21 protein-coding genes are annotated in these 21,334 nt (G+C 64.7%); 15 read left to right on the top strand and 6 right to left on the bottom strand.

Annotation, left to right across the window (positions count from 1 at the left end; all coding sequences use genetic code 11):
- Positions 1 to 2: 2 nt before the first annotated feature.
- Positions 3 to 203, bottom strand: a complete 201-nt coding sequence (locus V8352_RS12730) for a hypothetical protein (RefSeq protein WP_336424671.1) — start codon at positions 201 to 203, stop codon at positions 3 to 5.
- A 108-nt stretch (positions 204 to 311) separates the two neighbouring features.
- On the opposite strand from V8352_RS12730, the gene V8352_RS12725 reads away from it, so the two are divergent.
- From V8352_RS12725 to recR, 5 genes are all read left to right on the top strand, one after another.
- Positions 312 to 680, top strand: coding sequence for a YidH family protein (locus V8352_RS12725; protein ID WP_336424670.1), 369 nt, complete (start codon positions 312 to 314; stop codon positions 678 to 680).
- A 79-nt stretch (positions 681 to 759) separates the two neighbouring features.
- Positions 760 to 2,565 (top strand): DNA polymerase III subunit gamma/tau, encoded by a 1,806-nt coding sequence (locus V8352_RS12720; RefSeq protein WP_442971028.1) that lies wholly within the window; start codon positions 760 to 762, stop codon positions 2,563 to 2,565.
- A complete protein-coding gene (locus V8352_RS12715) occupies positions 2,562 to 2,948 on the top strand; it encodes a hypothetical protein (protein ID WP_336424669.1) in 387 nt (128 codons plus the stop codon). The genes V8352_RS12720 and V8352_RS12715 overlap by 4 nt, the downstream gene beginning before the upstream one ends.
- A 91-nt stretch (positions 2,949 to 3,039) precedes the next feature.
- The gene (locus V8352_RS12710) at positions 3,040 to 3,384 is read left to right on the top strand and encodes a YbaB/EbfC family nucleoid-associated protein (protein ID WP_336424668.1); all 345 of its coding nucleotides are present in this window, start codon (positions 3,040 to 3,042) and stop codon (positions 3,382 to 3,384) included.
- Positions 3,385 to 3,460: 76 nt separating this feature from the next.
- A complete protein-coding gene (recR, locus tag V8352_RS12705; RefSeq protein WP_336424667.1) occupies positions 3,461 to 4,054 on the top strand; it encodes a recombination mediator RecR in 594 nt (197 codons plus the stop codon).
- A 151-nt stretch (positions 4,055 to 4,205) separates the two neighbouring features.
- On the opposite strand, the gene V8352_RS12700 is transcribed toward recR, so the two are convergent.
- The 5 genes from V8352_RS12700 to V8352_RS12680 form a co-directional block, all read right to left on the bottom strand.
- Positions 4,206 to 4,538, bottom strand: a complete 333-nt coding sequence (locus tag V8352_RS12700) for a DUF4139 domain-containing protein (RefSeq protein ID WP_336424710.1) — start codon at positions 4,536 to 4,538, stop codon at positions 4,206 to 4,208.
- 15 nt (positions 4,539 to 4,553) lie between these two features.
- Positions 4,554 to 5,840, bottom strand: coding sequence for a mucoidy inhibitor MuiA family protein (locus V8352_RS12695; protein WP_336424666.1), 1,287 nt, complete (start codon positions 5,838 to 5,840; stop codon positions 4,554 to 4,556).
- 245 nt (positions 5,841 to 6,085) lie between these two features.
- Entirely contained in the window at positions 6,086 to 7,108 is a 1,023-nt protein-coding gene (locus V8352_RS12690) for an aspartate-semialdehyde dehydrogenase (protein ID WP_336424665.1), read from the bottom strand.
- A 74-nt stretch (positions 7,109 to 7,182) separates the two neighbouring features.
- Entirely contained in the window at positions 7,183 to 8,358 is a 1,176-nt protein-coding gene (locus V8352_RS12685) for an MFS transporter (protein WP_336424664.1), read from the bottom strand.
- A 123-nt stretch (positions 8,359 to 8,481) separates the two neighbouring features.
- Positions 8,482 to 9,414 (bottom strand): histone deacetylase family protein, encoded by a 933-nt coding sequence (locus V8352_RS12680; protein WP_336424663.1) that lies wholly within the window; start codon positions 9,412 to 9,414, stop codon positions 8,482 to 8,484.
- Positions 9,415 to 9,517: 103 nt separating this feature from the next.
- Between V8352_RS12680 and V8352_RS12675 the strand changes: the two genes are divergently transcribed.
- The 10 genes from V8352_RS12675 (at position 9,518) to V8352_RS12630 (ending at position 21,241) form a co-directional block, all read left to right on the top strand.
- Positions 9,518 to 10,858, top strand: coding sequence for a mechanosensitive ion channel family protein (locus tag V8352_RS12675; RefSeq protein ID WP_336424662.1), 1,341 nt, complete (start codon positions 9,518 to 9,520; stop codon positions 10,856 to 10,858).
- 154 nt (positions 10,859 to 11,012) lie between these two features.
- Positions 11,013 to 11,453: a ribosome silencing factor gene (rsfS, locus tag V8352_RS12670; RefSeq protein ID WP_336424709.1), complete on the top strand. Its 441-nt coding sequence runs from the start codon at positions 11,013 to 11,015 to the stop codon at positions 11,451 to 11,453.
- The gene (gene rlmH / locus V8352_RS12665; RefSeq protein ID WP_336424661.1) at positions 11,453 to 11,923 is read left to right on the top strand and encodes a 23S rRNA (pseudouridine(1915)-N(3))-methyltransferase RlmH; all 471 of its coding nucleotides are present in this window, start codon (positions 11,453 to 11,455) and stop codon (positions 11,921 to 11,923) included. Before rsfS ends, rlmH begins: the two co-directional genes overlap by 1 nt.
- A 163-nt stretch (positions 11,924 to 12,086) precedes the next feature.
- Positions 12,087 to 13,625: a 2,3-bisphosphoglycerate-independent phosphoglycerate mutase gene (gpmI, locus tag V8352_RS12660; protein ID WP_336424660.1), complete on the top strand. Its 1,539-nt coding sequence runs from the start codon at positions 12,087 to 12,089 to the stop codon at positions 13,623 to 13,625.
- A complete protein-coding gene (locus V8352_RS12655; RefSeq protein ID WP_336424659.1) occupies positions 13,622 to 14,767 on the top strand; it encodes a murein hydrolase activator EnvC family protein in 1,146 nt (381 codons plus the stop codon). Before gpmI ends, V8352_RS12655 begins: the two co-directional genes overlap by 4 nt.
- A 3-nt stretch (positions 14,768 to 14,770) precedes the next feature.
- The gene (locus tag V8352_RS12650) at positions 14,771 to 16,111 is read left to right on the top strand and encodes a S41 family peptidase (protein ID WP_336424658.1); all 1,341 of its coding nucleotides are present in this window, start codon (positions 14,771 to 14,773) and stop codon (positions 16,109 to 16,111) included.
- A 105-nt stretch (positions 16,112 to 16,216) separates the two neighbouring features.
- On the top strand, positions 16,217 to 16,699 hold the full coding sequence (locus V8352_RS12645; RefSeq protein WP_336424657.1) for an RNA pyrophosphohydrolase: 483 nt from the start codon (positions 16,217 to 16,219) through the stop codon (positions 16,697 to 16,699).
- Entirely contained in the window at positions 16,696 to 17,187 is a 492-nt protein-coding gene (locus V8352_RS12640) for a hypothetical protein (protein ID WP_336424656.1), read from the top strand. Before V8352_RS12645 ends, V8352_RS12640 begins: the two co-directional genes overlap by 4 nt.
- Before the next feature lie 78 nt (positions 17,188 to 17,265).
- Positions 17,266 to 20,172, top strand: coding sequence for an error-prone DNA polymerase (locus V8352_RS12635; RefSeq protein WP_336424655.1), 2,907 nt, complete (start codon positions 17,266 to 17,268; stop codon positions 20,170 to 20,172).
- 118 nt (positions 20,173 to 20,290) lie between these two features.
- Positions 20,291 to 21,241: a hypothetical protein gene (locus tag V8352_RS12630; RefSeq protein ID WP_336424654.1), complete on the top strand. Its 951-nt coding sequence runs from the start codon at positions 20,291 to 20,293 to the stop codon at positions 21,239 to 21,241.
- Positions 21,242 to 21,334: the final 93 nt, after the last annotated feature.

Genomic DNA, 21,334 nt, shown 5'->3' with positions numbered 1-21,334 from the left:
TCCTAAAGCCGCTCGGCGGCGAAGATATCGCAGGCGAATATTTGCCCCTGCTCGTATCCGCGAGCACACCCGCGCAGGTCGGGGGTGCCGAGGGCAAAGCCGAGGGGCTGCCACTCGCGCCCGGCCTGCCGTTGCAGGGGCTCGGCGCCAGACTGGCGGCGATCCTCCATATTGCGGTTCCGGCGCAACCCCTTTCGCATCATGGCGCCCTCTCAGGTACTGAACTCATGCCCTACGCTATACCGGGCCTGCGCGCTCATGCCAGCAAAACCAATCTCGCCAAAGCAACGCGCCCACATTACACTTTGCCCATGAGCAACACGAACAAGACCGAAAAAGCCGAGCAGCGAACCGACTGGGCCGAAGATCGCACCATCATGGCCAATGAGCGCACGTTCAATTCATGGATGGGCCTTGCACTCGGCGCTGTCGGCGTGGCCATTGCGCTCAAGGCCGTCTTTGGAGAGTTGGATCCGGCGTGGGCGGCCAAGGGCGTGGCCAGTCTTTTTCTACTGACATCCATCGTGATTTACTGGGTCGCCGCACACCATGCTGACAAGACGCACAAACGCCTCACCTCGCGCGAGGCTGATGTGACCAAGGCCAAGAATTTCCGCCGCCTCGCCTTGTTGCTGAGCATCGCCACGATCGGGACCGGCGCAGTATTATGGGCGCTGTGACGGCGCGGGCGGTGGACGCGGGCGCGCCCTGCCACTACCTTGAGCGCCCAAGTGTTCCCGATTCCAGCAGGCGCCCCAAATGACCGACACCGCCCCCACCGGCTACCGCGTTCTGGCCCGCAAATACCGGCCCGAAACCTTCGCCGATCTGGTCGGACAGGACGCTATGGTGCGCACCCTGCGCAACGCCTTCGAGGCGGACCGCATCGCGCAGGCATTCATCATGACCGGCATTCGCGGCACGGGCAAAACCACGACCGCGCGCATCATCGCCAAGGGGATGAACTGCATCGGCGCGGATGGTCAGGGCGGCCCTACCACCGATCCCTGCGGCGTGTGCGAGCATTGCATCGCCATCATGGAGGGCCGCCATGTCGACGTGATGGAGATGGACGCGGCCAGCCATACCGGCGTGCAGAACATTCGCGACGCCATCATCGAAACCGTCAGCTACCGCGCCGCCAGCGCGCGCTACAAGATCTTCATCATCGACGAGGTGCATATGCTCAGCACCTCGGCCTTCAACGCCCTCCTGAAAACGCTGGAAGAGCCGCCGGCGCATGTGAAATTCATCTTTGCCACGACGGAAATCCGCAAGGTTCCGGTCACCGTGCTCAGCCGCTGCCAGCGGTTCGACCTGCGCCGGATCGAGCCGGAGGTGATGCTGAAACTCATGCGCCGCATTGCGGGCGAGGAAGGTGCGCAGATCACCGATGATGCGCTGGCGCTCATCACGCGCGCCGCCGAGGGCTCGGCGCGCGATGCGACATCGCTGCTGGATCAAGCGATCAGCCACGGCGCGGGGGAAACCGGCGCGGATCAGGTCCGCGCGATGCTGGGCCTTGCCGACAGGGGGCGCGTTCTCGACCTCTTTGATCTGATCCTGAAGGGCGACGCGGCGGGCGCGCTGACCGAACTGGGCGCGCAGTATTCCGACGGGGCCGACCCGCTGGCCGTGCTGCGCGATCTGGCCGAGATCACGCATTGGACCTCGGTCGTCAAAATCACGCCTGAGGCCGCCGACGATCCGACCATCGGCCCGGACGAGCGGGCGCGCGGGCTGCAAATGGCCGAGGCGCTGCCGATGCGCGTGCTGACGCGCATGTGGCAGATGCTGCTCAAGGCGCTCGAGGAAGTCGCAGGCGCACCGAACGCGATGATGGCCGCCGAGATGGCCGTCATCCGCCTCACGCATGTTGCCGACCTGCCCAGTCCCGAGGAGCTTTTGCGCAAGCTCAAGGACACGCCTGTGCCCTCCGGCGCAGCCGCCGGCGCCGCCAGTGCCCCGAGTGGCGGTGGCGGCGCCGCGCCGACGGGCGGCACGAGCGCCGCGGCGCAGCCTGCAAGCGCGCCCTACAGCGCGCCGCCTGCGCAGCCGCAGCAATCGCGCAGCGCCCCTTCAGGGAACGGTGCTGGCGGGGCGCTGGCTGTCGCCCCCAATGAGGCGCTGGCGCATTACCCCAGCTTTCACCACGTGGTCGAGATGATCCGCGCCAACCGCGACGTGAAACTTCTGGTCGAGGTCGAAACCTGCGTTCAGCTGGCGGCCTATCAGCCCGGCCGCATCGAATTCGTGCCGACCGAGAACGCGCCGGCCGATCTGGCGCAGCGCCTTGGCGCGGCGCTTCAGCGCTGGACGGGCAATCGCTGGGCGGTGACGCTGGTCAACGAGGGCGGAGAAAAGACCATCGCCGCCAAGCGCGATGCCGAGGAGATGGCCCTGCGCACCGAGGCCGAGGGGCATCCACTGGTCCAGGCGGTCAAGGACGCCTTTCCCGGCGCGCAGATCATCGAAATCCGCACGGCCCGCCAGATCGAGAATGAGGCGATGGCCGATGCCCTGCCCGAAGTCGAGGATGAATGGGACCCGTTCGAAGAGGATTGATCATCGCCGCTGCAGCCCTGACGCCCGGCGCAGCCATGGCAGAGGTTTGCGAGACGCTGCGTCCCGGCTGGGACGGCGTGCCCATCACCATATGGGGCGAGGCGCTCGCGCTCTTCTCCAGCCCGGCGAGCCTCTTCCTGCTGGCCGCCTCGGTCACCGCACTTTTGCTGCGCAGCGCATGGGGCGCGCTCGTTGTCTGCGTCCTCTGGTCGGGCCTGACTATGATGGTCGCCGCCGCCGATCCGGAGGGCCAGCGCGCAGGCGCAATGGCCGAAGGGTGCCGCGCCTCGCCCGCGCTCTTTATCCTCGCGGTCGCGGCACTTTGCGGCGGAATGATCCTCTATACCAGCCGCAAGCCCAGAGAGGGCAGCACCGCGCCCTAGGGGCGGACCCCTTGTGCGAGACGGGCCGCGCCCGTATCTATCTACCAACATCGTATCTATCTACAAACATCCTCAGCAATCGGAGATCGACATGTTCAAGGGACTGGGCCAGATGGGCGACATGGCCAAGATGATGAAGGCCGCGCAGGAAATGCAGGCCAAGATGGCCGAGATGCAGGAAGAGATGCACACGATGACGGTGACTGGCGAAAGCGGCGCCGGCCTCGTCAAGGCGGTCGCCACCTGCAAGGGCGAATTGAAGAGCCTCGACATCGACCCCAGCATCTTTTCCGGTGACGACAAGGAGGTCGTCGAAGACCTTATCCTCGCGGCGATCAAGGATGCCCAAGGCAAGGCCAGCGACCGCGCTCAGGAGGAAATGAGCAAGCTGACCGAAGGCATGGGCCTGCCTGCTGACATGAAGCTGCCGTTCTGACACGCCGCGCCTGTCTTTCATTGTTCTATAAATACTCTCGCCGAAGGCGGCGCCGCCTCATGCCAGGAGTTCCGGTTTGAACTCGACCCGCGATATCGACAGCCTGATCGAGATGATGTCGCGCCTGCCGGGCCTTGGCCCGCGCTCAGCGCGGCGCGCGGTGCTGCACCTGATCGCCAAGCGCGAGATGAAGCTGCTGCCCTTGGCCGACATGATGCAGACGGTTGCGGCGACGGCGCGCGAATGTGCCAGATGCGGAAATATCGGCACCACCGAAATCTGTGATATCTGCCTCGCGCCCAAGCGGGCCAATGGCATGCTCTGCATTGTCGAAAGCGTGTCGGACCTCTGGGCGATGGAGCGCGGCGGAGCTTACAAGGGGCGCTATCACGTGCTTGGCGGCACGCTGAGCGCGCTTGACCAGGTCGGCCCTGAGCAGCTGCGCATTCCGCAGATGATGCGCCGACTGGACGAGGAGGGCATCGAGGAAGTGATCCTCGCCCTCGCTGCCACGATCGACGGGCAGACCACCGCCCATTACATCGCCGACCAGATCGAAGGCCGCGTCCGCCTGACCTCGCTCGCCCAAGGCGTGCCCATCGGCGGCGAGCTTGATTACCTCGATGACGGCACGATCAGCGCGGCGCTGAGCGCGCGCAAGGATCTCTGAGCGCCTTATCCGCACACCTCAAGCGCGGCGCACGAGCTGGAAGATGCGCGCGCCTCGCCCCTAGCCGAAGCCTCAAGACAAAAGCGTGACTCCATAATTCATCCGGCGGAATTTGAGTATTTTTGCCAAGATGAAGCCAGGGCGCCCGCGCCTATTGCAGAACCTGATCCTCGGGCCATTGCATCGCGTACTCCAGCAGCAGCGTGCGCATCGCGCCGGGTTCGAGATCGAACTCCCACGCCATGACGCCCGTCTGGTCCTCGACATCCACCTCATCCGGGCGCGGCTCTGCCTGCCAGTCGATTTGCAGATCTTCCTGTTCGGAGTAGGGCACGCGGTCGAGCACGCGCAGTGGCCATGCCTCGCCCGTCAGGTTTTCAACTTCGATGCGGGCGGTCTCGGTAAGGTCGCTGGACTTCCGGATCAGACCGCTGTCACCCTCTTCGCGGTCGAGCACCTTGCGCGTCAGGGTCAGCCCGTCGATCGGGCCAAAGGACGCCTAGCTGGTGGCACCTGACGCGATCAGCTCACCCATGGTCTGGCCCACATAGGTCTCGCCCAGATAATGATGCGTCTCGCCCGGCAGGATCAGCTCGCCCGTGTCATTGGTGAACTCGGCCATGAGGAATGCGCTGCTGTCGTAGAGCGGCACGGCGCGGGCCTGCACCGTCGCCTGGGTGTTGAGGGTGCCCAGCGCGATGCGCAGCGCGTCTGCCCCCGAGGCGACGGAAACGGCCGGGGCATAATCATATGTCACAGCAAGGCCGTCGAACGCCGCCGATGCGGTGACTGCGGCGGGCGCGCGCGCCGACTCGGCGGCAGGCTCCTCCATCGCCATACTGTCCATCTGCGCGCCCAGCGCCTCCTTGCGCATGATCTGCGGGGGCGGGCCGATCCGGCGCAGGAGCGGGTCGATCTGGCTGGGCCGGGTCTGACCGCTGGGGCGCACTGTCGAGAGGGTCAGCGCGACATCCTGCCAATTCTCGCCGGTGGATTGCGTCACATATGCGCCACGCGCAATATCCAGAGCGCCCGTTTCACGCGTCAGCGTCATGTCATAGACGGGCGACCATCCGGCATTCCACGTCTGGTAACTGATGCTGAGGGTACCACTGGTCTGGGCCTCTGCAGTGATCGAGACGGCCAGCATCGCGCGGTCCTCATCCTCGGGAACCAGCGCGGCAAGCGCCTGGCGCGCGTCCTTCAGGGCGTCGATCTGGTCCTCCAACCCGCGCTCTGCCTCGGCCGCCTGGCGGGCGGCATCATGGGCCGTCTCGCGCGCGGCAAGCGTCTGCTGCCCGATCATCTGCGCCATGTCGCGCAGCGTATCGACGCCCTGCGATGCGATCCCCTCGCCCTGCCCCAGCTTCGCCAGGAACGTGGCCTGCGCATCGGCCGCATCGACTGCGAGGCGAAGGCGCGCAATATCGGCGCGCGCCGCCTCGAGCGCCTCTTCGCGGCGCTCCACCTCTTCGCGGGCGGCCTCGATCGCCGCGCTCTGATCCTCGCTCCGGGGCAACTGCGCGGTGCGGCGGGTGGTGACGCTGCCCATCTCGGCACCGCTGACGCTGGCGCGCAAGGTCGTCAGATCGGTGTCCTGGGGCAAATCGACGAGTATCAGATCATGCTGCCCCGCAGGTGCCTCGAAGGTGACGTCACGCTCGATGGTCGCGCCTTGCGGATAGAGCGTTACCGCCGAGACGCGGCTGGTCAGCGCAATATCGTCCGCGAGGGCCGTGCCCGGCAGGGCGAGCGTCAGCAGTAGAGTGGGGATTGAGGCGCGCATGATGAACTCTCCGGAAATGTCCGACGCATCTTTGGCGCATGAGGCCCGATTGCAAGCGAGTTTCAGCAAGAATGCGCGGATTTACGCTATCTTAACGCGGGCGGGGCACTCTGGCGTCATGATATGGATGTTTTTCACAACAGTACTTGTGATGGCTTGCCTTGCACCGGCAAGGCAAACCATGACAGCCGCGCGGACTAACGCCGTATCCCAGCGCGGATGGCGCCGAGACACGGCAGAGCCGGTCAGCCCTTTTTCAGCACGCGCTGGCCCAGCGTCTCGGCGATCTGCACGGCGTTGAGGGCCGCACCCTTGCGCAGGTTGTCGCTGACGCACCAGAGGTTCAGACCGTTGTCGATCGTGCTGTCCTGACGGATGCGGCTGATAAAGGTCGCAAAGTCGCCAACACATTCAACGGGAGTCACGTAGCCACCGTCCTGCCGCTTGTCGATCACCATGATGCCCGGTGCCTCACGCAGGATGTCGCGCGCCTCATCCTCGTCGAGGAATTCCTCGAACTCGATGTTGATCGCCTCGGAGTGGCCGACAAAGACCGGGACGCGCACGCATGTCGCGGTGACCTTGATCTTGGGGTCGACGATCTTCTTGGTCTCGGCGACCATCTTCCACTCTTCCTTGGTGTCGCCGCTGTCCATGAAGGCATCGATATGCGGGATCACGTTGAAGGCGATCTGCTTGGTGAATTTCTTGGCGGGCTTGTCGTCGGTCGGGTTGTAGATCGACTTGGTCTGATCCCAAAGCTCGTCGATGCCCTCTTTGCCCGCGCCGCTGACCGATTGATAAGTGCTGACGACGACACGCTTGATGCGCGCGCGGTCATGCAGCGGCTTGAGCGCCACGACCATCTGCGCGGTCGAGCAGTTAGGGTTGGCGATGATGTTGCGCTTGTGCACCATTTCGACCGCCTCGGGATTGACCTCGGGGACGACCAGCGGAACGTCCGCGTCGTAGCGATAGAGCGAGCTGTTGTCGATCACGATGCAGCCCGACTTGGCCGCCTTGGGGGCGTAGATCTTGGTCGCATCCGAGCCGATGGCAAACAGTGCGATGTCCCAGCCTGTGAAATCGAAGGTGTCGAGATCCTTGGTCTTGAGCGTCTTGTCACCATAGCTGACTTCGCTGCCCAGCGATTTTCGGCTGGCCAGCGCGACGACCTCGTCGGCGGGGAACTGGCGCTCGGCCAGAATGTTCAGCATTTCGCGGCCCACGTTGCCCGTGGCGCCGACGACGGCGACCCTGTAGCCCATCTGTGATAACTCCTGATGCAAAATCCGGTATGGCTGCGGGCGTCATATCGCGCCTCGCGACCATAGGAAAGGGGTCAGGCGGGCGCGTCGCGGCTGAAAAGATAGGCCACGGCCCCGATCAATGTCACAATTCCGAAAAAGGCAAAGAGTACCTGATAGGCTGCAAGCGCGCCGGGCCCGGCGGAAACGCCTGCATGGATGCTGCCCGATGCAAGCTGCGTCAACCCCACGCCGCCGATGCCGAAAAGGTTCATCAGCGTCACGCCCCGCCCCGCCAGATGTGCGGGAAAGAACCCGCGCGCGTGGGCGATCATCACCGGGAAGGTGCTGCCGAAAAGGCCAATCGCCGCGCAGAGCACGATCCCCAGCGCCGCGCTGTGACCGACAAGGGCCGACAGCGCCAGCGCGGACAGCGCGCACAGGACATTGCTGACGAGGATAACCCATTTATGGGTGCCAAAGACCCGGTCGAGCGGGCCGCAGATGAGCGTGCCGCAGATCATCGCGATGCCCATCACCAGCGATGCCTGCCCGATCTGCGTCGTGGTGAGGCCGAAGCTATCGCCGAGATAGGGGCCGATCCACAGGCCCCGCACGGCGGCAGCGGGGGCATAGCAGACGAACATCATCGGGATGATCGGCCAGAGGGCCCGCATTTTCAGCAAGTCCAGAATCGATCCGCGCCGGCCGTCCACGGGTGCCTCGGGGTCGCGCACGATCACGAAGACCGCCCCTGCCGCCAGCGCGGTCAGCCCAGCCAGAATAACGAGGGCAAAGCGCCAGCCCACGGTCTCGACCGCGTAGGCCATCGGCCATGACGCGCCCAGATTTCCGACCGAGCCAATAGCCAGCAGCAGCGCCGCCATCGTGGCGAATTGCGCAGGGCTGCCCTGCCGCGCAAGGATGTAATAGGCCGAGACCAGCACCGGCGCGCAGCCGGCCCCGATCAGCATCATGGCGATATTGATATGCACCGGCGCCGCGGCCAAGGCAAAGAGAAGCGCGCCGCCCGCCCCGCCGACCAGCAGCACTGCCGAAGTCGTGCGCCGCGGCCCGAGCCGGTCAAGCGCCCAGCCGACCGGCAGTTGAGCCAAGGCAAACGCGAGGAACCACAGCCCCGAAGCCGTCGCAAGATCATCGGGCCCCGCGCCGATATCGCGCTGGAGCACGCCGCCGAGAACGGCGAGAAACGCGCGGTAGAACTGGCTGAGCACATAGGTAAGACACAAAAGCGAAAGGCCGGCGCGCATGGGGTTCCTCCGCTGCGAATTGGCGCCTTTCGTGGCATGGGCGCGCCCCACTGGCAAGCGCCGGCGCGGCGGTGTCTTGCGGTGCTCTTGAGTATTTTTGGAACAATGAAAGCTGGAGAGCGCTCAGCCCTTGCCACCCCGCGCGATGAGCACATCCACATGAGCCGCGGCGCTGGCGGCCAGCGCATCCAGATCGTAGCCGCCCTCAAGGCAGGACACCAACTTGCCGCCGCAGTGCCTGTCGGCCAGATCGCACAGCGCCTCGGTGATCCAGACGAAGTCGGCGGTGTCCAGCATCAGGCCCGCAAGCGGATCGTCCCGATGCGCGTCGAAGCCGGCCGAAACGAGCACCAGCTGCGGGGCAAAAGCATCGGCAGCGGGCAGGATGATATCCGTCATGGCGGCGCGAAACGCCTTGCAGCCCGCGCCCGAGGACAGTGCGACGTTCACCACGTTGCCATCCACGCCGGTCTCTGACGGATGACCGGTGCCGGGGAAAAGGGGCATCTGGTGGCTGGACAGATAAGCGATGCGCGCGTCGCCTTGGGTCATTTCCTGTGTGCCATTGCCGTGATGCACGTCGAAATCGACGATCACGACACGGCTGAGGCCATGATGGTCAAGCGCATGATTGGCCGCGACCGCCACATTGCCCAAGAGGCAAAACCCCATCGCCTGCGACGGCTCGGCGTGGTGGCCGGGCGGGCGCGTGGCGACAAAGGCGTTCTGCGCGCCACCCGACATCACCCTATCGACGCCGCTGATTGCGCCGCCCGCGCCGCGCCGCGCCGCACGCATGGAGCCCGGCGAAATCCACGTATCCCCGTCGATGGGCACGCCGCCCGCATCCGGCATCATCGCCTCGAGCGCGTCGATATGCGCCTGCGGATGCACCGCCCGCAACTGTGCATCCGTCGCCAGCGGGGCGTCGAAGCGCAGCAGCGCCTTGTCCTCGAGGGCGCCCAGCACGGCGACAAGGCGCGCGGCGCACTCGGGATGCCCCTCGGGAACGCGGTGATCGAGGCATGCGGCATGAGTGATCAGGGCGGTGGTCATATGGCAAGGCACCTTTGATTGGGCCTGCCCAGCAAACGCAAAAGCCGCGCGCCTGTCCAGTCCCGCCTTGCTGCGCCATGCGGTGCATGCAAATCTGAACGTCATGGAATTGGACCCAACACTTCCGCCGATCGAGCAGGCACAGGACATCGCGTTCGACCTCTGGACGCAGGCACATGCGTTTTCGACGGCGCTGTTGCGCCCGTGGAATGCCTATCAGATCGGGATCATTCTGGCGCTGATCGTCGTTGCGCATATCCTCAGCGTGCTCCTCGGCCCGCGTATGCATGCATGGATGCGCACGCGCGAGGGCTGGCCCAAATGGCGCATGCGCCTGCTGGTCATGATTCACCGGCGCCTGCGCCTGATCTTTTTCATGATGTTGGCCTGGCTGACCTTCGCCGTCATGCAGGAGGTGACATGGCCCAGCCGATCGTACCTGATCGAGATTGCAGCCAGCCTGGCGCTGGCCTGGCTGGTGATTACCTTCGTCACACGGCTGATCGCAAACGGATTTCTGCGCGGCATCGTGCGCTACGCGGGCTGGATCTGGGCGACGCTCATCGTTCTGGAGCTGACGGACGATGCACAGCGTCTGATGGACAGCCTGGCGCTGCATTTGGGCGAGACACGCATCTCGGTCTGGCTGGTCGTGCAGGCGATCTTCATTCTCGGGGTGCTTTTCTTTGCCGCGCGGCTACTGTCGCGGACAACCTCGGCCCGGATCGCGCGCAATGACGAGATTTCACCCTCAATGCAGGTTCTCGCGGTCAAGTTTCTCCAGGTCCTGCTCTATGGGGCGGCGTTCTTCATCGGGCTTCGCACGGTCGGCATCGATCTGACGGGCCTCGCCGTCCTTTCGGGTGCCATTGGTGTCGGCCTCGGGTTCGGCTTGCAAAAGGTGGTGTCGAACCTTGTCTCCGGTGTCATCATCCTGCTGGACAAGTCGATCAAGCCGGGCGACGTCATCAGTCTTGGCGAGACATTCGGCTGGATCAACAGCCTCGGCGCGCGTTACGTCAGCGTGATCACCCGCGATGGCAAGGAATACCTGATCCCGAACGAGGATCTGATTACCAGCCAGGTGGTCAACTGGTCACACTCCAACGAGTTCGTGCGGCTCGACATCTATTTCGGCACAGCCTACGGCGATGACCCGCACAAGGTGCGCCAGATCGCCATAGACGCCGCCGCAAGCGTGCCGCGCGTGCTCAGCATGAAGGCGCCGGTTTGCCATATCGTCGGCTTTGGGGACAGCAGTGTCGATTACATCCTGCGATTCTGGATTCGCGACCCCACGCAGGGCCTGACCAATATCCGCGGCAACGTCTATCTGGCCCTGTGGGACGCGTTTCAGGCCAATGGCATCTCGATTCCCTTCCCCCAGCGCGAGGTGCGGATGCTGGGCGATGACGAAAAAGCGCCCCCATTACCAATCGATTGACGCCGCAAGGCGCCTTGCGGATAACGTGTTTTTGCTGACAGGCGCGATCTATGACCATGCTTTGTTGAAACTTGCCCGCGCTATCGCTATTTTCATCCCATGTCCGGCACCGGGGCAGCATCAGGTGCGCAGCCAGGAGGACGACGTTCTGTCCATTTCCGCCCACGCGGCCACCGCCGCCGATACCGCCACCAAGACCGGGGGACCTAGCCCCGCAACATCCGATACCGCAACCAGTCAGCAGCAGCTTGCGCTTGTTCTTGCGTCGCTGGATGCCGACAAGGCCGAAGACATCGTGCAGGTCGATCTGCGCGGCAAGTCGGCCATCGGGGATTACATGGTCATCTGCTCGGGCCGCTCGTCACGCCAGGTCAGCGCCATCGCCGAGAAGCTCGTCGACAAGCTCAAGCATGACCTTGGCCGCGCCAGCCGCACCGAGGGCCGCGAGACGGGTGATTGGGTCCTGATCGACACGGGCGATGTAATCGTCCATGTCTTTCGCCCCGAAGTGCGCGAGTTCTACCAACTCGAAAAGATGTGGGTTCCCGCAGGTGGACCCGCAGCCGAGGTATCATCGCCCGCCAACCCCGGCTGATGCGTCTGCATATCTGCGCGGTGGGCCGGATGCGTGCCGGCCCCGAGCGCGCCCTCTTTGACGACTATATTGCGCGCGCCGATCGCACCGGGCGCGCGCTTGGCCTAGGGCCCACCAGCCTACACGAAGTCGAGGACAAGAAGGGCGGCGGCCCAGCCGCCGAGGCGGCCCTGCTGGAGCGCGCCCTGCCCCAAGGCGCCGTGCGCATCGCCTTGGACGAACGCGGCAAGCTCACCCCGTCACCGAAATTCGCCCACCAGTTGGCCGAGTGGCGCGATGCCGGACGCGGCGATCTGGCCTTTGTCATCGGCGGCGCCGACGGCATCGACGCCGGACTGCGCGCCACGGCGGATTTCAGCCTGTCCTTCGGCGCGATGGTCTGGCCCCACATGCTGGCGCGCGTCATGCTGGCCGAGCAGATCTATCGTGCCACCACCATCCTTGCTGGCGGACCATATCACCGGGCCTGATGGTTGGGCGCGAGCTTTGGCTTCATCTTGGCAAAAATACTCAAATTGCATGGCTAGCCGCCCCACGCGCGGCAGGTTTAGCGCAACCACCAATCCGCGCCCTGTTTCAAAGCCCCGCCATCTTCAGTAGAACGAGGCAGGCAGTCACATTCCGGAGCAGCAGATGAGCACCCCCAAACCCGTGGTTCTATGCATCCTCGACGGCTGGGGCTTGTCAGAGCGGACCGAGGGCAACGCACCCGCGCTTGCCCTCACGCCGAACTTCGACGCCGCGATGGCGTCCTGCCCCAATGCTCGGCTGGTCACGCATGGCCTCGACGTGGGCCTGCCCGAGGGGCAAATGGGCAATTCCGAGGTCGGGCACCTCAACATCGGCGCGGGCCGCATCATTGAGATGGATCTGCGCCGCATCGACCGCGCGGTCGAGACGGGCACCTTTGCCGCCCTTCCCGGCATCCGCCGCTTTATCGACGCGATGCGCGCCTCGGGCGGCACTGCCCATCTCATGGGCGTGCTGTCGAATGGGGGCGTGCATTCGCATATCAGCCATATGATCGCCGCCGCCCGCGCGCTGGCCGGCGAGGGCATTCCGGTTGCCATCCATGCGTTTACCGATGGGCGCGACGTCGCGCAGGTCTCGGCGATGTCCTACCTTGACGAGTTGCAGGAGGCCCTGCCCCTTGGTGCGCGCATCGCGACCGTGTCCGGGCGCTATTACGCGATGGATCGCGACAACAGGTGGGAGCGCGTATCGCTCGCCTATGCCGCCATCGCCGCCGCCGAAGGCTATCACGCCGAGACCGCAGCCGAGGCGATCGACAATGCCTATGGCAAGGGCCGCACCGATGAATTCATCAAGCCGCGTGTTCTGGGTCAATATGCCGGCATGTCGGATGGCGACGGGCTGATGTGCCTCAACTTCCGCGCCGACCGTGCGCGCGAGATTCTGGCCGCCTTCGCCGATCCCGAGTTTGACGATTTCGACACCGGACGCAGGCCCGAATTCGCGATCGTCAGCGGATTTACCGACTACTCCGCGCGGCACAAAACCTATATGGACTGCATCTTTCCCGACGAGATGCCAGACAACACGCTCAGCATCTGGGTCGCAAAGCAGGGCCTGCGGCAGTTTCACATCGCGGAAACCGAGAAGTATCCGCATGTCACCTTCTTTCTCAATGGCGGCCGCGAGGCCCCAGAGCAGGGCGAGGATCGCTACATGGCCTCCTCGCCGCGTATCGCCACCTATGATCTGCAACCCGAGATGTCGGCGCCCGAGGTCACGGATCATCTGACGCGGGCCATCGGCGAAGGCTATGACCTTATCATCGCCAATTACGCCAATCCCGACATGGTGGGTCATACCGGCGATCTGGCCGCGGCAATCGCCGCCTGCGAGGCGGTGGATACAGGCCTCGGCCGAGTGATCGAGGCGCTGAAGCAGGCGGGCGGCGCCATGATCGTCACGGCCGATCACGGCAATTGCGAGACGATGATCGACGAGGTCACCGGCGCGCCGCACACAGCCCACACCACCAACCCCGTGCCCGCCATCCTGATCGGCGGCCCCGAGGGCGCGGCGCTCAGTGATGGGCGGCTCAGCGATCTGGCCCCGACCCTTCTGGCGCTGATGGGGCTTGAGACACCGCCCGAGATGACGGGCCGGTCGCTGGTCACGTCGCCGCCAGGCACGCCTGAATGATTCGCTGGATCGCCGCAGCGGCCTTGGCCTGCGCGCCGCTAGTCGCCCTTGGGCAGGGGGATGCCGGCGACGAGGCGCGCACCGCCTCTGACATGCTGGCCGAGGCAACGCGCGCGCTCGACGAGGCCGATGGCGCCGCCAGCCGGGTCAAGGCGCTCAGCCAGACGGTGCGCGCCTTCGAGGCGGGGCTGCGCGCGATGCGCGTCGGGATGCGGCAGGCGGCGGTCCGCGCCCAGACGCTGGAGCTTGATCTGGCCTCACGCGAGGCCGAGATCGCGCAGCTCCTGGGTGTTCTCGGCTCGATCAACGCGACGCCCGCGCCTGTGACGCTGCTGCATCCCTCGGGGCCCGTCGGCACTGCGCGGTCGGGCATGCTCTTGGCCGATGTGACGCCCGCGCTCAACGCGCAAGCCGCCGTGCTGCGGGCTGATCTCGAAGAGCTGGCCGCGCTCCGTGCCTTGCAGCAAAGCGCGGCGGACAAGCTGGCGGAGGGGCTGGCGACCGCGCAGGAGGCGCGCACGCAGCTCAGTCAGGCGATTGCCGAACGCACCGACCTGCCCCGCCGCTTTACCGAGGATCCGGTCAGGACCGCGCTGCTGATCGCATCGGCCGAATCGCTGGACGGGTTTGCCAGTGGGCTGAGCCAGATCGCCGTGGACGAGGCGCCGGGCAGCCTGCCGGGTATCACCGATCGCAAGGGCCAGTTGCCCCTGCCCGTCGAGGGCCGCATCCTGCGCCGCGCGGGCGAGGCGGACGCAGCCGGCATCACCCGACCCGGCATCGTGATGGCCGCGCCGCCCCGCGCGCTGGTGACCACACCGGCCGCCGCGACGCTGCGCTATCGCGGCCCCTTGCTGGATTACGGAAATGTCGCCATTCTGGAACCGCAATCCGGGATTCTGCTGGTCTTTGCAGGAATGGACGTGGTCTATGGCGAGACGGGTGAGGTGCTGCCGGGTGGCAGTCCCGTGGGCCTCATGGGGGGTCTCGGGACATCGGGCAGGGCCAGCGATGACGAAATCGTGCCCGCCGAGCTGCTGGAAGCAGCTACCGAGTGGACGCAAACCCTCTATATTGAGGTCAGGCAAGATGACACCGCCGTGGATCCCGCGCTGTGGTTCAAGACAGACAAGGATGAGTGAGCAATGAAGAAATTCCTGATGGCTGCCGGTGCCGGCACCCTCGCCGGAGTGATCGTGACCACGCAGGTCGCCGCCCCCCTCATGGCCCAAGAGACGCAGCGCAACACCAATGTCTATGAACAGCTGGACCTCTTTGGCGACATTTTCGAGCGGATCCGGGCGCAATATGTCGAAGACGTGGACGAGGGCGATTTGATCGAGGCGGCCATCAACGGCATGCTCACCTCGCTTGACCCGCACAGCAGTTACTTGCCACCCGAAGATGCGGAGGACATGCAGGCGCAGACGCGCGGTGAATTCGGCGGTCTCGGGATCGAGGTGACGCAGGAAGAGGGCTTCGTCAAGGTTGTCTCGCCCATCGACGGGACGCCCGCCTTCAACGCGGGGGTCGAATCGGGCGATTATATTACCCATGTCGATGGCGAAAGCGTGCTGGGCCTCAATCTTGACGAGGCAGTCGACATGATGCGCGGCCCCGTGGGCAGCGAGATCGTCATCACCGTTGTGCGCGAGGGCGAGGCCGAGCCATTCGATCTGTCCATCATCCGCGACACGATCAAGGTCACTGCCGTGCGCGCCCGGACCGAGCAGAAGGCCGTGGTGCTGCGCGTCTCGAGCTTCAGCGACCAGACCTATCAAAACCTCGAGGACGGGCTGGCCGAAGAGATCGAGAAAGCTGGCGGCATCGACCAGATCAACGGCATTGTCATCGATCTGCGCAACAACCCCGGTGGTTTGCTCAATCAGGCGATCAAGGTGTCGGACGCATTCCTTGAAAAGGGTGAAATCGTCAGCACCCGTGGCCGCGAGGCCCAGGATGGCGAGCGTTTCAACGCGACGCCGGGGGATCTGGCGGAGGGCAAGCCCATCGTCGTGCTGATCAACGGTGGCTCGGCTTCGGCGTCCGAGATCGTCGCCGGTGCGCTTCAGGATCACAACCGCGCTGTCGTCGTGGGCACCAAGAGCTTTGGCAAGGGGTCGGTCCAGACGGTCATGCCCCTGCGCGGTGACGGGGCAATGCGTCTGACCACCTCGCGCTATTACACGCCCTCTGGCCGATCGATTCAGGCGCTTGGCGTGTCGCCCGATATCCTCGTTGCACAGCCTCGCCGCGCCCCAGAAAGCGAGGAAGAGAGCGAAAGCAGCGTGCCGCCGCTCCTGCGCTCGGAAGCTGATCTGCGCGGCAGCCTCGGCAACGACAGCCTGACCGAGGACGAGATCAAGCATATCGAGGAGACGCGCGAGCGTGCCGAGGAAAGCGCAAAGCTGCGCGAAGAGGATTATCAACTGGCCTATGCGGTCGATATCCTCAAGGGTCTGACCACGCTGAACGGCCCCAAGTAAGAGGGCGCCAAGCAACATTTTCGCCCGGCTGCTCACGTGCGAGTGGCCGGGCGTATTGCCCCCGCACCGCTCAGCGTTATGCGTTTCCTGCCCAAGGCCACCCAGATGACCCCTGACGAAATCGCCCTTCTGCCCTATCGTCCGTGCGTCGGTGTGATGCTGGCCAACGCGCGGGGCGAGGTCTTTGTCGGGCAGCGCATCGACACCCCGCAGCCCGCCTGGCAAATGCCGCAAGGCGGCGTCGATCCCGGCGAGACGGTCCGCGACGCGGCCGTGCGCGAGCTTGTCGAGGAAACCGGCGTGACCGCCGATCTTGTCCGCATCGAGGCTGAAACGACGGGGGCCGTGCGCTATGATCTGCCCCATGATCTGGTGCCGCGCATGTGGAAGGGTCGCTATCGCGGACAGGAACAGACATGGTTTCTCATGCGGTTTCTAGGCCAAGATGCCCAGATCGACATCGCCACGGCGCACCCTGAATTTTCCGAATGGCGCTGGCTGCCCGCAGATGATCTGGTCGCGCAGATCGTGCCGTTCAAGCGCGCGGTCTATGCCTCCGTTCTCTCTGAATTCAAGGATCTGCTATGATACGCACTGCCACTGCCATGCTGCTCGGCCTTGCGGTTGCTGGCCCCGCCACTGCGCTGTCTTGCCTGCCCCATGATCTCGCCAGAACGTTTGAGCGGGTCAATTCCGCCCCCGAGACATATTTCGCGTTGCACGGCACGCTCGAGTTCGACGCGTCCCTCTTGCCCGAGGTGGATATGGCCGATCAGCAGGCCGCCCCGCCCGAGACGCGGATCCCCGCGCGGATATCTGGCGAGGCGCTGGGGCGCATCGGCTTCAACCGCCCTTTCGAAGGGCCGGTCACCCTGATCAGCAAATGCTTTGGCCCCTGGTGCGCCCAGCCACCCGCAGGCGGGGACGTGCTGGCCTTCGTGCGGCAGGACGCCGAGGGGCTCACCCTGACGGTCGATCCCTGCGGCGGTGACGCATTCTTTGCGCCCGAGCCTGACATGCTGGACAAGGCGCACCGCTGCTTTACCGGCGGCCCGTGCGAACCCGAGCAGCCGTAGCACCAATGGCGTTTTGGAATAATCCCTTGTCATAGGGACTCGGCATAAGAACAAAAAGTGAATATAAGGTGACTCGTCATGCGAGATCACCCCCCCTTCGCCGAGCTTTCGGCCCTCAGCAATTTCACCTTTCTCACCGGGGCATCGCACCCTGAGGAGTATATGCAGCGTGCCGCGCTTCTGGGTCTGCCAGCCATTGCCATTGCCGATGACAACACCGTCGCAGGCATCGTGCGGGCCTATGCGGCGGCGCGCGAGATCGCCCGCCATGTGGCCGAACGGCAGGCGCTGGAGGCGCGGGATGGTCCCATCGGCCCGCCCGCGCCACAGCCCGGCGTGCCCGCTTGGGCGACCGTGCCGCGCCTTATCCCTGCCGCGCGGCTGGTGCTGACCGAGGGGCTGACCCTGACCGCGCTGCCGCGGGATCGCACCGGCTGGGCCAGCCTTTGTCGCCTGTTGACCACGGGCCGCAGGCGGGCGCCCAAGGGGGAGTGCGAGCTTCATCTTGATGATCTTCTGAAGGGTGCCGAGGGTCTTACGCTGCTGCTGCACGCGCCTGATGGGGGTCATGCGGCATGGCGCAAACATGCGCGCCGGGTCGTCCAAACCCTTAGGCGTCATATGTTTCTCGTGATGGCGCCGCAGTATGACGGGCGCGATGCGCGCCGCTTTGAGGCGCAGGCCCGGCTGGCTGCATCCCTCGGGGTCGAGACCATCGCCAGCGCGATGCCCCGCATGCATCATGGGCGGCGCCGCCGCCTTGCCGATGTGCTGACGGCGGTGCGCACGGGTGTGCGCGTCGATGATCTGGGGCGCGCCGCGCTGGCCAATGGCGAGTGCCGCCTGCGCAGCGAAGCCGAGATGCGGCGCCTCTTCAAGGGTCACGAGGGCGCGGTGGCGCGGGCCGGAGAAGTGGCGGCATCGCTGAGCTTTTGCCTCGGCAGTCTGCGCTATGAATATCCCAGCGAGATCGCGCAAGGAGAGACGCCAACCGCCCGCCTGCGCCGCTTGGCCGAAGAGGGGCTGACGTGGCGCTATCCCCAAGGGGCAAGCGCGCGGGTGCGCAAGCTGCTCGAGCATGAGCTGGTCCTGATCGCCAAGCTGAAATACGAGCCCTATTTCCTGACAGTGCGCGATATCGTCGCCTTCGCGCGCGAGCGCGGTATCCTGTGCCAAGGGCGCGGATCGGCAGCCAACTCGGTGGTCTGCTACTGCCTTGGCGTCACCTCGGTCAGCCCAGAGATCGGAACGATGGTCTTTGAGCGGTTCGTCAGCGAGGCGCGCGACGAGCCACCCGACATAGACGTCGATTTCGAGCATGAGCGCCGCGAGGAGGTGATCCAGCATATCTACGAGCGCTATGGCCGCCACCGCGCGGGCCTCTGTGCAACCGTGATCCACTATCGCGGCAAGCGCGCGATCCGCGAGGTGGGACGCGCGATGGGGCTGTCTCAGGATACCATCGGCGCGCTCAGCTCGCAGCTGTGGGGGTTTTTCTCGACCGGAGCGGTAGAGCGCGAGCGGATGCAGGAAATCGGCCTTGATCCCGACGATCCCCGGCTAAAGCAGACGATGGCCTTGGTGCATGAAATCGAGGGGTTTCCAAGACACCTGAGCCAGCATGTCGGCGGTTTCGTCGTCACCGAGGGGCGACTGGATGAATTGGTGCCGGTCGAGAATGCCTCGATGGAGGGGCGCACGGTGATCTGCTGGGACAAGGACGATATCGAGGCCTTGGGCATCCTCAAGGTCGATGTGCTGGCCTTGGGCATGTTGACCTGCATCCGCAAGGCGTTCGGCCTGCTGGCGCAGCATCATGGGCGCAGTTACAGCCTCGCCACGCTGCCGCCCGAGGACGGGCGCGTCTACGACATGCTCTGCCGCGCAGACAGTGTCGGTGTCTTTCAGGTCGAGAGCCGCGCGCAGATGAACTTCTTGCCACGCATGCGGCCGCGCTGCTTCTATGATCTGGTGATCGAGGTCGCGATCATCCGTCCCGGCCCCATTCAGGGGGATATGGTCCACCCCTATATCCGCCGCCGCAACGGCGAGGAAAAGGTCAGCTTTCCCTCGGACGCGTTGGGGGCGGTGCTGGGCAAGACGCTGGGCGTGCCGCTGTTTCAGGAGCAGGCGATGCAGATCGCCATCGTCGGCGCTGGATTTACCCCCGATCAGGCCGACAGGCTGCGCCGCGCGCTGGCCACGTTCAAGAAACTGGGCAATATCAGCGAGTTTCGCACGCTGTTCTTGCGCGGCATGAAGGCGAATGGCTATGAGGACGATTTCGCCCAGCGCTGTTTTGCCCAGATCGAGGGGTTTGGCAGCTATGGATTTCCCGAAAGCCATGCCGCCAGTTTCGCGCTGCTGGTCTATGCGTCGGCCTGGATCAAGTGCCACCACCCCGCGATCTTTGCCTGCTCGCTGCTGAACGCGCAGCCGATGGGGTTCTATGCGCCCGCCCAGATCGTGCGCGACGCGCGCGAGCATGGCGTGACCGTGCGCCCCGTCTGCATCAACGCAAGTTTCTGGGACAATACGGTCGAGCCCGATGGGATGGGCGGGCTGGCCCTGCGGCTGGGCTATCGCCAGATCAAGGGCATTGACGAGGAAAGCGCCACTTGGCTGAGCGCGGCGCGCGGCAATGGCTATGGCACGCCCGGCGATGTCTGGCGGCGCGCGGGGCTGCCGCCCGGCGTCATCACACGGCTCGCCGAGGCCGATTGCTTTGCCAGCGAGGGGTTGAGCCGGCGCGAGGCGCTCTGGCAGGCCAAGGCGCTGACGGCGGACCGGCCCTTGCCCCTTTTCACCGGGGATCTGGGCGAGGAGATCCTGCACGAGCCCGCCGCATACCTGCCCGAGATGACGCAAGGCGAGGAAATGGTGGAGGATTACGTGACCACCCGGCTGAGCCTGAAAACACACCCCCTGGCGCTGCTGAGGGCGCGCCTGACGCCCGAGGCCAGCGGCGAGGGTATTTTCAAGTGAGAAAGTGTATACATATCAAAAGTGTAATTCTATTACAGGCACGTCATGCACCAATTATCAGCCCCGACACCTTGAATGGGGCAGTCCAGTGATGGCGCAAATTTGCAAGGGGTTCCAAGTGTCACCACGATCCGAGCACCATTTTTCCAGCGTGAGTAGCGGCGAACTCAAGCCGGCCAAACATATTCGCCGCCGGGCAATATTGCGTGCAGCAGTGGCATTGCCCGGTGTTCTGTTGGCAAGCCGTGCCATGGCGGCGCCACCCGATAGCCAGTCATTTGCGGCACGGGTCGTGCAGTCGGGCCACTCACTGACAGATCCAGTGGTGCCGATGCTGGATGCCATGGTCGCCGCCGTAGGTGGGCAGGCGGCGCGTGGACGCGTTATTGACGCATCAACAATCCCCGGCAGCCCAATGGACTGGCGCTGGAACAACAGCCCAGATTACGGGCCCGACGCTCGTCACGATATTTCACGCTACGATGTCCTGGTCATCACCGAACGGGCGCCGCTCTCAAATACCATGCCTTGGCACGATTCGGCACAGATGGCGCTACGTTGGGTCAAACATGCTTGGCGTGAGGGGAATGAAGGGCAAGGCGCCCAGAGCTTCTTGTATGCGACTTGGGTGCACATCAACAGCGGCCCTGATTTTGATAACCCCGACAACGACCCAGATGGACACCTGCCCTTTCGTATCCGCCTGGATCGCGAAATGACAAATTGGCAGGCTATCGCCGATCATGTGAACGCGAACCGCCCAGGCATGGCGCCGCCGATGCGCATCATTCCGGGTCCGGCGATCATGGCGGCCGCCTATGATGCTGTTGCCAAGGGGCAGGCGCCAGGGCTTTCGGATTTCGCGGACCTGTTCTCTGACCAAATCCACCTGAGTGACGCGGGCACCTATCTGATTGCACTAGCGCATTTCGCGATGATTTATGGCCGCGACCCAAGGGAAGTCCCCGAGCGGTTGGGCCGCCGGTCAGTGCCCACGCCTCGCACCGCCGCATGGATGAAGGGTTTGGTACATGAGGTTTTGCAAGACTATCGTCCAAAGACGGAGTAGTGACTGCTGTTAGTTGTTCCTGACATCCGGCCCAGCGGCGCCGCTGGGAATAAAGATGCCCAGCGCTTGGCTACCTTCTTGAAGGTCTACCAG

Origin of the sequence: Roseovarius sp. D0-M9 (assembly GCF_037083805.1) — a bacterium.
Classification (GTDB): domain Bacteria; phylum Pseudomonadota; class Alphaproteobacteria; order Rhodobacterales; family Rhodobacteraceae; genus Roseovarius.
The sequence above is the reverse complement of the archived record's forward strand: the minus strand, read 5'-3'. Positions and strand labels throughout refer to the sequence as shown.